The sequence below is a fragment of the bacterium genome, assembly GCA_014360495.1.
Classification (GTDB): Bacteria; Armatimonadota; JACIXR01; order JACIXR01; family JACIXR01; genus JACIXR01.
Genome location: JACIXR010000007.1, coordinates 168,195 through 179,764, shown reverse-complemented (window position 1 = coordinate 179,764; position 11,570 = coordinate 168,195). Strand labels below are relative to the sequence as shown.

Genomic DNA, 11,570 nt, shown 5'->3' with positions numbered 1-11,570 from the left:
AAATAGTTTTTTTAATAGGGCGGGGAGGCGAAGCCTCCCCGCCCTATTAAAAGAATAATTTTAGATAGCGATATATTGGTAGATTCTCACCGCTTAGTTGGTCGTGAAAAAGTAATTGAGGTAGAAGGTATTGATTTGGAGTTAATTAACCCAAGAGTCTTTAAATGTAGCAGAAAACAGGAAGTTTGAAAAATTGAACAATTTCAAATAAAAAAGTAGAAGAGGGAAAAGTAAGCTTTCCTCGTTTCAAGAAGCATAATTCTCATGAAGACCTAAAAATCCAAGAAAGGCTCTCTTTTGGAGTTTATGGTCAAGCAACATAGGAGGTCTCCTTAGGAGTCTCAAATGTTATGGAATTGTATAAAAATTTGACAATTTCTCCCCTCCGTATTAAATTTATGTTATGCGTTATTTTTGTTATCTTGGGCTTCTTATGCTTCTTCTTTACCTCTCGGGATGTGGAGGAGGCGGCGGCGGACTCACCCCACCCACTGATAACAATCCACCTCCACCTCCCTACAACATCTATGGAACTGTAACAGATACAAGGGGAATTGCAATTGTGGGCGCTACGGTTTCTGCCTCCTATAAAGACAATCCAAATGACATTTTGGACACTAAGACAACCGATAAAAATGGGAAATACTATCTCTGGGTTCCTGTAGCCCAGAAAACTTATGTGGTTAAGGCATCCAGTAAAGGCTATCAGGAGCAGACAAAGGAAATAACCCTTTCACCTCCCGATTATCAGAAAGAAGTCAACTTCCAGCTTCAGCCAGTTGACAAAAGATGAGATATTGGCGCTATATCTTTGCCCTTATCTTATTAGCCATAGCTATTTGGGTTATTTTACCAAAGATAGGGGAGTCATATCGGGAAATACCCATAGTATTCCAGCGAGCGAACTTAGAACTTTTACCGTTGCTTCTGGTTGCTCAATCTCTTTATTATTTCGGCGATGGCTGGCTATCTCTAATTGTGCTGAGGATGGGAGGGTATACCCTTCGCCTAAAGGATACATTGAGAATTGCCATTTTGGGGGTAGTGGGAAATCAGGCTTTCCCCGTCTTGGGAGGGGTTGCGATTTCCTATTACTTTTACAGAAAGCTTAAGCTTCCCCATGAGGCGATATTATTCCTTGTCATTAGTTGGACATTCATCATCTATGTTGTTTATGCTGTCTTCTTCTTCCTCAGCCTATTATTCGCTCCCGTTTCTCCCCTTTATTTCCTTCCTCCTTACGCTCTCGTTGTCATCGCCGGCGTCCTCATTCTGATAGGTTTCTTTCTCTATTATCTCTTCAAGGAGGAGGGAAAGAAGCTCTCCCAATTCGGGGAAGGAATCATAAAGTTTTTGAACAAGCTCTCCAATTTTTTCCTAAAGAGAGATGTAATGGACCCTGAGCGAGTGAGGAGGGGAATTCCCCGCCTTTACGAGACATTTCGCATGCTGAGAAGCCATTATAACGAGCTTCCACTTGCCTTCCTTGCCTCTATCTTATTCTATCTCGGCAACATCTTTACCCTCTATTTTTCCTTTTTCGTTTTCGGTCATAGGTTGAGTTTCTTCCACATCGTCTTCGGCTATTCCCTTTCCCTTCTCCTCAGCGCTCTAACGCTTGTCCCTCAAACTCCCGGCGTTTTGCTTGCCTCGCTGAGCTTGATTTTTACAGCCCTCGGCGTTCCCGCCCATATCGTAATTCTTTCGGGCACCCTCTATCGCTTGTTTTCCTATTGGTTACCCTTCATCGTGGGCATCTTTTCAATGATTAATATGAGAAGGGAATTGAGAAGAATGGAGGAGATGCCACGAGCAAGATGAAGAAGTGGATAGCATCTGGTTTCTCCAAGTGCGAGGAGGAAATAGCGACAACCTACATCTCCTTCTGGTTCACAATACTCCTCCTGCGAAGCTTAGCCTTTTTCTTCCCTCGCACCGAGCAGGCACCCATATACCGTTCTTCAACTTTTCACTTCCTGCTTGTTTTCTCTTTTTTCTTAATCTCTTTGCTCGTTAGAAAGAGACCAGCTTTGCCTTTCCTTTTCCTGGGAAAAGGATTGGGGATGATTGCTGATGAGATGGGTATGATGCCCATGTTCGCAAAAACCGGATAATCCCCTAATATCTGTGGTTATTCCTGCCTACAACGAGGAGAACTACATCGGCAGAACCCTCCAAAGCCTTCTTCAACAGGATTTTCAGGATTTTGAGATAATAGTTGTTAGCAATCCTCCTTCCAAATTGGCTCTCACGCATAGCTGAGGAGTTCAAAAAGGACGAAAAGTTAGTCGCCTTTGGCGGGCTTTATACATTATACAGCGGACCTCTCTTGGCTCGTTTAGGGATACGCCACTTCGCTTTCGGGTAGGAGGTATCGCAAAGGCTTCTTAAGGGGGACTATGACCTACGCAAGAAATACGATAAGCGAGATTGCTTTTCCGAAAGGAAGTAAAAACACTACCTCCTCCAGTAAGAGGTGAGCCTACCACCTTAAGAAAGTTGCAGATTCTTCCCTCTTTATTTCTGATTGTCTATCGTTTTTCTCCTCTTGCTTCGCTCCTCGCATCTATGGGTATAGGTTTTAGCGACAATTCCTTCCGTAGCGGGGTAAGAACCCCACTGTCATTGCGAGCCTTTTGCTTCGCAGAAGGCGTGGCAATCTCATATTTAATCATGGAGAAGGAATGCAATTGTCAGGTCTTCCTTTGTCGGACTCGCGTCTTTGGATATAGATTTTTATATGAGACATTTTGTTTTTCGTTATTTGAAATCCTCCCTTATGCTATCAATTCAAATTTTTTAAACATTTCCTTTATAACAATAGATGCAAGCCTTCAGCCAAAGAAAGGAGAAATATATTGCAGGTTTATACGTAGACAATTTTAATCAAAGGAGGTAGAATTACTCTGATATGATAAGGAAAATACTAACATTGGGCGCTCCCATTTTGAGAGAGAAGGCATTGCCGGTGCATAAATTTGACGCCAATCTAAGGCGCCTTATCAACGATATGATAGAGACGATGAAATCGGCGAATGGGGCAGGGCTCGCTGCTCCCCAGATAGGCGTTTCTCAGAGGGTTATTGTGGTATTGCAGGAAAACGATAAGCCCCTTGCCCTTGTCAACCCAACAATCATCCACGCCGAGGGCATGGAGGAGGATGAGGAGGGTTGCTTGAGCATTCCCAATCTTTACGCCATCGTCCCTCGTCCAGCCCATGTGAAAGTTTCGGGATTCAATCCAAAAGGAAGAGCGGTTAGTGTTGAAGCGGAAGGTATATTGGCGAGAGCCCTTTGCCACGAGATAGACCACCTTGATGGTGTCCTTTTCATTGACAAAGCATACCCAGATACATTCCGCTGGGTAAAGGCAGAAAAGGCGGAAAGCAAAAGATAAATAGATGCGCATCATCTTCTGGGGCAGCCCCAATTGGGCGTTGTATCCTCTACAGGCATTGACAGAGAGGGAAGAAGTAATTGCCGTTGTGTGCCAGCCGGATAAACCCGCAGGAAGGGGTCTTTCCCTCCAATCTCCACCAACCAAGGACTTCGCCCTCGCTCATTCAATCGCTGTCCTCCAACCGGACAATTTGAGGGAGCCTTCTTTTCATGAGGAAATAGAAAGGCTCTCGCCCGAGCTCTGCGTCATCTCCGCTTATGGAAAGTATATTCCTCCCGAGATATTGAGAATCCCTCCCCTTGGCTTCATTAATCTTCACCCCAGCCTTCTTCCCCGCTGGAGAGGTGCTGACCCAGTGAGATGGACGATTTTGGAAGGGGACGAGAAAACCGGTGTGACGATTCATTATGCAAGCGAGAAAATGGATGCGGGCGACATCATTCTTCAAAAGGAGATGCCCGTTTATCCTGAGGATACTTATGGAAGCCTTGGCGAAAGGCTCTTTAAAGAGGGCACAATGCTCCTTCTCACAGCGATTGAATTGATAAAAGAGGGAAGAGCTCCTCGCATCCCGCAAAACGAAGAGGAGGCAACTTACGCTCCTGCCTTGAAAAGCGAGAATTTCAAAATAGATTGGCATTCCCCAGCGAAGAGAATTGAAAGATTGCTCAGGGCGGGGAATCCCACACCGGGAGCATTCACATTCTTTAGGGGTAAAAGGCTCAAAGTTTGGCAGGGGAGGTTGGTGGATATTCAGGGAGAGGCAGGGAAGGTGATAGGAATAGATAAGGGAGGCATTATCGTTGGTTGTGGGGAAGGGGCATTGATTTTGACTTCCCTTCAAATGGAGGGGAAAAGGGCATTGAGCGGAGAGGAATTCGTTAGAGGCTATAGAGTTAAGGAAGGAGAGGTGTTAGGTTGAAATGGTTGATTCCCTTTCACTAAACGAGATACTGGGCTATTCTCCTGAAGATAGAATCCTGATAATAAATGCGGATGATGTTGGGCTGTGTTATTCAGCAAATATAGCGGCTGTTGACGCTATGAAAAACGGGTTGGTGACAAGCGGTTCAATAATGGTGCCTTGTCCTTGGTTTCCCCATATCGCAAAGATATGTAGGGAAGACCCTTCTTTGGATTTTGGCATCCATTTAACTCATACCTGTGAATGGGATAATTATCGTTGGGGACCGGTGGCGGATAGTTGTGAGGTAAGAGGATTGATTGATGAGGAGGGATATCTATGGAGGGATATAAGAGAGGTTTATGCGCATTCAAACATTCGGGAGGCTGAAATAGAGGCGAGAGCACAGATAGAGAAGGCCTTACATTTTGGCATAGATATAACCCATTTGGATTCACATATGGGCACGCTCCAATACAACATAGAGTATTTCCCAGTTTACATAAAGCTTGCGGAGGAATACGATTTGCCAATCAGGATGGGCACACCCGAGTTGGAAAGCTTGTTGGGAGGAGCTCATCTTCGTCCACTGCTAAGGAAGAAGGGGATTTTATTCCCCGATAGATTAATTATCGGGCAAAGGAAAGAAGGGGAAAGTTTGCGGGAGTATTACAAGAGAGTTTTGAGGAATTTGCCGAAGGGCGTTAACGAATTATTCATTCATCCCGCTTTGCCTTCGGAGGAGATAAAAAATATAGCGGGTAGCTGGCGGGAGAGGGCGGAGGATTATCTTCTATTCAGGGAGGACGAAGAGATAAGGGAAATCATAGCTGATGAGGGGATAAAACTGATAGGTTATAGAGTTCTTCGTGAGGCTCAGAGAAGGTTAAGGGGGAGGAATGTAAAAACTTGACTATAATGGGATTTTACAATATAGTTATAAAAAAAGAAAGAGGCGAAAGGAATGCTGAATAGAGTTATATTGATAGGAAGGATAGCGACGGAGCCAGTGAGGCGCTACACTCCCAATGGTGTAGCAGTCACAAACTTTCGTCTTGCCGTCAGCCGCCCCGTTCCCTCTCCCGATGGGAAAGACGCGGATTTCTTCACCATCGTTGCTTGGAGGGAGCTTGCGGAGAGGGTGGCAAGCGCTATGAAGGGGAGGCTCGTCTGCATTGAGGGCAAGTTGAGGGAGCGCAGCTGGACTGCTCCTGATGGAACGAGGAGAAGGGTGGTAGAGATTGTCGCTGATACATTCCGCTTCCTGGATAAGCCGCCTCAAGTTATCCCTCCTGAGGAATATCCTCCTGAGGAGGAAATAGGGGTAGAGGATATAGATGAGAACATTCAAATAATTAAAGAGGACAGCCTCGACGAGGATATAGGTTGAAACTAAGATAAGAAAGGAGGAATAGCTATGTCAGCCCGAACTCTCAGACCCAGAAAGAAGAAGTCTTGCGTTTTTTGTGCTAATAATGTCAAGGAGATTGACTATAAGGATGTTGAGACCTTGAAGAAATTCATCACCGAGAGAGCCAAGATAATCCCTAAAAGGGTGACGGGAACTTGTGCGAAGCATCAAAGAGCTCTGGCAAGGGCGATTAAGAGGGCAAGGATAATGGCTCTTCTTCCCTTCGTAGGTGAATAATTTATGGGCTGTGAGTTCTGCTCTCCGGAAAATATCTCCCTTGACGATTCTTCGGTTATAAGGAAAGTTGATAAGGGAGATATGTTCTCCCTTACCCTGAGAATGCCAGAGGATATTGAACAGGCTTTGGCTGAGTTTGAAGGGAGGACATTCTCTCGTTTCAATCCTGCTAATATAGTCGTCTGTGGAATGGGAGGTTCAGCAATTGGAGGCGACCTCGCGTACTCCCTCTTGCGAGAGAATTTGCCCGTTCCACTCTTCGTTATCAGGGATTATAACCTCCCTGCGTTCGTGAGCAGGAACACCCTCTTTTATGCGATAAGCTACTCGGGAAACACGGAGGAGACAATTAGCGCCTACAGGGAGGCAAAGGCGAGAGGCGCAAGGAGAGTAGTGATATCAAGCGGAGGAAAATTGAAGGAAATCGTAAACGAGGATGTCTTCATATCTTTACCTCCGGGTCTTCCGCCTCGTTCAGCTCTCCCCTTCATATTCGTTCCCTTGGTGAGGTCCCTTGAAAGCATAGGAGTGGTTAAGAAAAGAAACGATTGGAAGGAAGCAATTGCTTTGCTAAGGGAATTAAGGGAAAGCTTCTCCCCATTAACTCCCACGCAGGATAATAGAGCGAAACAATTGGCTTATAGTTTGAAGGGCAAACTTCCCTTGATTTACGCCTCTTCTCCTCTACTCTTTGGGGTTGCCTTTCGCTGGAAGACGCAGATAAACGAGAACGCAAAAGCGCACGCCTATGTGGATTATTTCTCTGAGCTCCATCACAATGAGATAATGGCGTGGGAGTCCAAGGAGAAAGTCGCAAACTTCGTGGTAGTTATTTTGCGGGATAAGGGAGAAAACGATAGGATAAAGGAGAGGATAGAGATAACGAAGGAACTTCTCTCCGATAAGACTGAGATTTACGAGGTTTGGACTAAAGGCGAAGGGAAATTGGCGAGGCTTCTCTCAGTTTTATATCTCGGCGATTTCTTGAGCCTTTACCTCGCCGTTCTCTATGGTGTAGACCCACAGGAGATAGATTCAATCAATTATATCAAGAAGAAACTCGGTCCCATTCCAAATTGATTTATGCAGGCGGAGATATCCCCTCAGCTTCTTTCCTTTCTTCCCCGTTTTAAGGGAAGAAAGGTTCTTGTGATAGGGGATATGTGTCTTGATGAATATATACTTGGGGAAGCCTATGCACTTTCCCCCGAAGCTCCTGTTCCAAGGATGAGGCTTATTAGGAGGGATTACACCCCTGGAGGTGGAGCTAATGTATGCAACTGTGTAAGAAGTTTGGGAGGGGAGGTTCTCGCAGTGGGGATAGTGGGAAACGATTATCATGGGCAAATCCTCTTAGAGCTAATGCGTAAAAATAGGATAAATGTAGAGGGCATAATAGTGGAGCCATCATTTATTACGACGACATTTACGAAGCTACTTGCAACGAAGGAACATTCGCCCACTCAACAGCTTGCTCTAATAGATGAATATCATCAGGGGGAGGTAGAGGAAAAAACGAAAAGGGAGCTCCTTGAAAGAATCAAAAGGTATATAAACGAGGTTGAGGCGGTGGTTTTGGCGGATTACTCTTATGGGGTCGTGGGAGAGGAGGTCATAGAGTTAGTTGCTGAAGCTGGGACACTTTCCGTTGGTGATTCAAGGGAAAGGGTAGGTTATTTCAAAGGGATAGATTATATTGTTCCCAATGACAACGAGGCAGCGCTTGCTGTGGGTGAGAAGGGGCGGGAGGACGAGGATGTGCGAAGATATGGGAGGATTCTATTAGATAAACTTTCCTCCAAGGGCGTAATAATAACGAGGGGCGCTAAGGGGATGATGGTGTTTCCCCGAGAGGGCGAGATTATGGATATACCAACAGTTGCTCGGCAGGTATTTGATGTGACTGGGGCGGGAGATGTAGTTACCGCTACGGTGACGCTCGCTTTACTCGCGGGAGCGAATTTATACGATTCCGCCAAGTTAGCCAACATCGCTGCGGGGATAGCTGTAGGGAGGATAGGCACTGCCACTGTGTCTTTAGAAGAGTTGCGAGAGGAGATATTGACAAGGACGAGATAGAAGACCAGCAAATAGCTCAGATTAATTCTTTCTCGTCTATGTAAGTGTTGGTAAGGGTTTCAGAGTATAGCGAAAGATGGAGAAGTAAATAGCGATTATGTCCTAAAACCTACCCTATAGAAGTAAGGCGAGTTGTTGACAGGATTAGCGAAACTGGATTAGAATTAAGCAATTATCATTTTAAAGAGTAAGGTTTAGAGCATATGCTGACGAGGGGCAAGAGAGCAAGGCGTTGGACATTGGGAAGAGCGACTGTTGTTTTCTTGCTCTTTCTATTGTTTATCTTTTTGTGCATCGGCTTTATGTTCTTATCAATTCTGCAAGGCTCCAGGGCGCCAGGCGAACCCAGCGATATATGGTGATAAGATTGTGTGGGAAGATCTAAGGAACGGCTACTGGGACATCTATATGTATGACTTAAGTGTTGGACAGTAGGTGTCAATCAATATGCACGAATAGAGCTGCCCAACATGACCCGCGATATACGGAGAGAAGATGGTGTAAGGGTGTATGATCTATAGCATTGGAAGATTCCTTAGGGGATTCCCCATATTGCTTGACTATAAACTCTAAAGGAGAGTCTTCGGCTCAGAAAATCTTCATCTTGGAAAACATCTTAGGGAGTTGCAGATGCTGTGGAATTGCGTAGTTTATTAAGAAGTTTGCGCTCTTCCTCGTCCAGCTGTTCAAATAGCCGCTTCTCTCTCATATCAAATGACCTGCGAGGTTTCTGGTCGGGGGTGTCTCTTTGGCTTCCGTTGTGAAAACACCATCCCGCCGCACCACCCTTCTTCGCTCCCTCAAGGTCCGTGAGGAAATCCTCCGCCTTGGGTTCCCATCCCGGAGTATACCCTCGCCTAAATGGTTCCTGATAGTGAACTGGCACAACCTTCCCCAATTTCTCCATCCATTCATAATATCTTTTCGTTATCTCCTCCGTTTGTTTAGGCGCTTCGGGATTTCTCGCGAGATGGGGAGCTATGAAATCCACTTCAACCTCTAAAAGATATTTTTTAAGCGTTTCCACATCGCCGGGTCTTCCCGAGGCTGTGACGAGGCGATTTGGGTCTATCGCCTTAACAGCGTCTCTTAACTCCTTCAACTCGGAGAAACTCACAAATCTCGCATCCCTGATATCGTGTTCGTTCGCTAAATCTATATACCAATTTCTATATGATTTCAGAGCGGAAACGATTTCCCTTACAGCCTTCAAATGAGCTTGATGGTTGGCAAATGCCCCTCTGTTCAATGTTATATCAACAATCAACCCTCGCTTATCGCACTCTTTAACTATCCATTCCAGCTTCCTGAAATAAGGTTCCCTGGGATTGCCTTCCCTATCCACAGCGGATACATCCTCTCCAAAGGCACTCCAAGTCGCCCATACCCGAAGCCAATTGAAGGAGAATCTCTTCATATCATCAAGGTCCTTCCGAATGAATCCCCTCGGCGCACCCAAAGCCCCATAATAGCTTATCCCCAATAGAAATGTGGGCTTTCCATCAACGACGAAATTTTTCCCTTTTATTCCCAATGTAGTCGCCCTTAGATTAAGAGCGAAGAGGGATGTTAAAAATAGAGTTAAAACTCTTCTCATTTCTCCCAAATAGCGGAGGGATAAAGGGGCATCCAGACTTTCATCGCCCTAGGCTCCCTGTTATCCCATGCGTAATAAGGAATAGCTCGCACCTTTACCTTCTTCATCCTGGGACTTACAGCTTGATATAGCTGTTCCTTCCATTCCAATCCCTCGCATGCTATTCCCTCTCCGTCTAAAACCACGATACCTCCTAACAAATCCTTCTCCCATCTCGGTTTGAAATCACAATCCAAAGTGAGGTAAATATATCCCAGGGGAGCGTTTTGGTCTTGCTCCTCAAAACAGTAAACCAATGGTCCCCTCTGTAAGACAATCTTCCCCACATCCTCTTTCACCTCAGGATGAGCTACGAGTTTCTCAACGCTCATAGGCAACTCCAGCTCGACCTTGTCTCCTTCCCGCCAAGCTCTTCGCAAAACTATATAACCTTTCTCCATCTTCGGATTCTCCTCCTTCTTGCCGTTCACCCTCACTTCCGCTCCCTTACACCAACCCGGCACCCTCAAATAGAGGGAGAATTCAAATGATTCCGAGGGGTGAAGGAATAAAATCATATGCCCATCCCAGGGGTAATCTCCGATGACCTCCAAACCAACTTTCTTCCCGTTCAATTCTAAATTCGCTTTCCCTTGAACATATAGATTCACCCAAATTCCATCATCCGATTGGGCATAAATGTAGTTGCCCAAGGAGGCTAGCAAGCGAGCGATATTGGGAGGACAGCAGGCGCAGCCGAACCATTCCTCCCGCTTATATCCTCCTTTGCTTTCCAGTGGATTGACATAGAAGAAACGGTCTCCGCTTAAGGAAATGCCGGCAAGGGCTCCGTTATAGAGCGCCCTCTCCATAACATCCACGAATTGGGAATCGCCGTAGAGGAGGGCGAGACGATGCGCCCAGAATATCATGGCGCAGGTGGCGCAAGTCTCCTGATAGGCTGTCAGATTGGGGAGGTCGTAATCGGTTGTGAATCCCTCATTTGCTGAGGCACTGCCCATCCCACCGGTGACGAACATTCTTCTCTCGGTCGCATTTCTCCAAATCCGCAGAACCGCTTGCAGGAGCTCCTCATCGTTGGTTTCCCTTCCCACATCAACCGCTCCCGCCATCAAATATCCCGCTCGCACTGCGTGTCCGACGATTTCCTTCTGCTCCTTAATTGGCGCATTATCCTGAAAGTAGCTCCCGTCATATTGGTCAAGGGGGGTGTTGTGTTCTTGCGCGAAATATTTGCTTCCTCTCTTCAAGATGAAAAAGCGAGCCAAATCAAAATAGCGTTTTTCTCCCGTTGCCTTCCAGAGCTTCACCAAAGCGAGCTCTATCTCGGGATGACCGGGATATCCAAGCCGCTTTCCCTCCCCGAATATTGAATCTATATGGTCGGCAAAGCGGATGGCTACATCCAATAGATTTCTCTTACCAGTGGCCTCGTAATAAGCGACAGCAGCTTCAAAGAGATGCCCGGCACAATATAATTCATGGCAAGCCATAAGATTAGTCCAGCGTTTATCTGGCTCAACAACTTCAAAATAGGTGTTCAAATAACCATCGGGAAGCTGAGCGGAAGCGATGAGGGAGATTAAATCGTCTAATTGTTTCTCCAGTTCAGGGTCAGGATGCTTGGCGAGGACATAAGCGGTCGCCTCAATTGCTTTATAGAGGTCGGAATCCATCCAGTAGGGTCCGCTATAGCCCTCGTGAGCCTTTTCCCGCGCTAACCTGAAATTATTTATATTCCCCGCTTTTTCCAGCATCTTGAAGAGGTGGGGAATGGTGACTTTCCTCAGGGTTTCTTGGCGGGGAGCCCAGAAGCGGTCGCTGATTTCCACATCTTTAAGGGAAACGGGTTTGAGGAATTTCTTCTCCATATTTTCTCCTCCTTGTGGGTGGGCGGGTTTCCCCGAAAACAAACAAACCAAAAGAAGGAAGGGCAGGATAA

General features: G+C 46.0%; 13 protein-coding genes. 11 read left to right on the top strand and 2 right to left on the bottom strand.

All coding sequences use genetic code 11. The features are described 5' to 3' along the window. Window positions 1-403: 403 nt before the first annotated feature. The 11 genes from H5T88_07615 (at window position 404) to H5T88_07565 (ending at window position 8,031) form a co-directional block, all read left to right on the top strand. Window positions 404-793, top strand: coding sequence for a carboxypeptidase regulatory-like domain-containing protein (locus tag H5T88_07615; protein ID MBC7330206.1), 390 nt, complete (start codon window positions 404-406; stop codon window positions 791-793). Beyond that, window positions 790-1,821 (top strand): flippase-like domain-containing protein, encoded by a 1,032-nt coding sequence (locus H5T88_07610; protein MBC7330205.1) that lies wholly within the window; start codon window positions 790-792, stop codon window positions 1,819-1,821. Before H5T88_07615 ends, H5T88_07610 begins: the two co-directional genes overlap by 4 nt. Then, window positions 1,818-2,114: a hypothetical protein gene (locus tag H5T88_07605; protein MBC7330204.1), complete on the top strand. Its 297-nt coding sequence runs from the start codon at window positions 1,818-1,820 to the stop codon at window positions 2,112-2,114. The genes H5T88_07610 and H5T88_07605 overlap by 4 nt, the downstream gene beginning before the upstream one ends. 7 nt (window positions 2,115-2,121) lie before the next feature. Further along, window positions 2,122-2,262, top strand: coding sequence for a glycosyltransferase family 2 protein (locus H5T88_07600; GenBank protein ID MBC7330203.1), 141 nt, complete (start codon window positions 2,122-2,124; stop codon window positions 2,260-2,262). A 649-nt stretch (window positions 2,263-2,911) separates the two neighbouring features. Further along, entirely contained in the window at window positions 2,912-3,397 is a 486-nt protein-coding gene (gene def, locus H5T88_07595; GenBank protein ID MBC7330202.1) for a peptide deformylase, read from the top strand. A 4-nt stretch (window positions 3,398-3,401) separates the two neighbouring features. After that, window positions 3,402-4,322, top strand: coding sequence for a methionyl-tRNA formyltransferase (locus H5T88_07590; GenBank protein MBC7330201.1), 921 nt, complete (start codon window positions 3,402-3,404; stop codon window positions 4,320-4,322). Window position 4,323: 1 nt separating this feature from the next. Continuing rightward, window positions 4,324-5,217: a polysaccharide deacetylase family protein gene (locus tag H5T88_07585; protein MBC7330200.1), complete on the top strand. Its 894-nt coding sequence runs from the start codon at window positions 4,324-4,326 to the stop codon at window positions 5,215-5,217. Between the two features lie 51 nt (window positions 5,218-5,268). Further along, window positions 5,269-5,694 carry a single-stranded DNA-binding protein gene (locus tag H5T88_07580; protein ID MBC7330199.1) on the top strand — a complete coding sequence of 142 codons (426 nt, stop codon included), beginning with the start codon at window positions 5,269-5,271 and terminating at the stop codon, window positions 5,692-5,694. Window positions 5,695-5,721: 27 nt separating this feature from the next. Next, window positions 5,722-5,952, top strand: a complete 231-nt coding sequence (locus tag H5T88_07575) for a 30S ribosomal protein S18 (GenBank protein MBC7330198.1) — start codon at window positions 5,722-5,724, stop codon at window positions 5,950-5,952. A gap of 3 nt (window positions 5,953-5,955) precedes the next feature. Next, the gene (locus tag H5T88_07570; protein ID MBC7330197.1) at window positions 5,956-7,032 is read left to right on the top strand and encodes a bifunctional phosphoglucose/phosphomannose isomerase; all 1,077 of its coding nucleotides are present in this window, start codon (window positions 5,956-5,958) and stop codon (window positions 7,030-7,032) included. A 3-nt stretch (window positions 7,033-7,035) separates the two neighbouring features. After that, complete coding sequence (locus tag H5T88_07565; GenBank protein MBC7330196.1) at window positions 7,036-8,031, top strand: D-glycero-beta-D-manno-heptose-7-phosphate kinase; 996 nt, start codon at window positions 7,036-7,038, stop codon at window positions 8,029-8,031. Window positions 8,032-8,647: 616 nt separating this feature from the next. Here the strand turns inward: H5T88_07565 and H5T88_07560 are convergent. Beyond that, window positions 8,648-9,628 (bottom strand): hypothetical protein, encoded by a 981-nt coding sequence (locus tag H5T88_07560; protein MBC7330195.1) that lies wholly within the window; start codon window positions 9,626-9,628, stop codon window positions 8,648-8,650. Next, on the bottom strand, window positions 9,625-11,499 hold the full coding sequence (locus H5T88_07555) for a glycoside hydrolase family 127 protein (GenBank protein MBC7330194.1): 1,875 nt from the start codon (window positions 11,497-11,499) through the stop codon (window positions 9,625-9,627). The genes H5T88_07560 and H5T88_07555 overlap by 4 nt, the downstream gene beginning before the upstream one ends. Between the last annotated feature and the right edge of the window lie 71 nt (window positions 11,500-11,570).

Excerpts from the sequence above, each read along its gene's own strand:
- H5T88_07615 (MBC7330206.1), top strand. The coding sequence starts at position 404 with ATGCGTTATTTTTGTTATCTTGGGCTTCTTATGCTTCTTCTTTACCTC.
- H5T88_07610 (MBC7330205.1), top strand. The coding sequence starts at position 790 with ATGAGATATTGGCGCTATATCTTTGCCCTTATCTTATTAGCCATAGCT.
- H5T88_07605 (MBC7330204.1), top strand. The coding sequence starts at position 1,818 with ATGAAGAAGTGGATAGCATCTGGTTTCTCCAAGTGCGAGGAGGAAATA.
- def (MBC7330202.1), top strand. The coding sequence starts at position 2,912 with ATGATAAGGAAAATACTAACATTGGGCGCTCCCATTTTGAGAGAGAAG.
- H5T88_07590 (MBC7330201.1), top strand. The coding sequence starts at position 3,402 with ATGCGCATCATCTTCTGGGGCAGCCCCAATTGGGCGTTGTATCCTCTA.
- H5T88_07585 (MBC7330200.1), top strand. The coding sequence starts at position 4,324 with ATGGTTGATTCCCTTTCACTAAACGAGATACTGGGCTATTCTCCTGAA.
- H5T88_07580 (MBC7330199.1), top strand. The coding sequence starts at position 5,269 with ATGCTGAATAGAGTTATATTGATAGGAAGGATAGCGACGGAGCCAGTG.
- H5T88_07575 (MBC7330198.1), top strand. The coding sequence starts at position 5,722 with ATGTCAGCCCGAACTCTCAGACCCAGAAAGAAGAAGTCTTGCGTTTTT.
- H5T88_07570 (MBC7330197.1), top strand. The coding sequence starts at position 5,956 with ATGGGCTGTGAGTTCTGCTCTCCGGAAAATATCTCCCTTGACGATTCT.
- H5T88_07565 (MBC7330196.1), top strand. The coding sequence starts at position 7,036 with ATGCAGGCGGAGATATCCCCTCAGCTTCTTTCCTTTCTTCCCCGTTTT.
- H5T88_07560 (MBC7330195.1), bottom strand. The coding sequence starts at position 9,628 with ATGAGAAGAGTTTTAACTCTATTTTTAACATCCCTCTTCGCTCTTAAT.
- H5T88_07555 (MBC7330194.1), bottom strand. The coding sequence starts at position 11,499 with ATGGAGAAGAAATTCCTCAAACCCGTTTCCCTTAAAGATGTGGAAATC.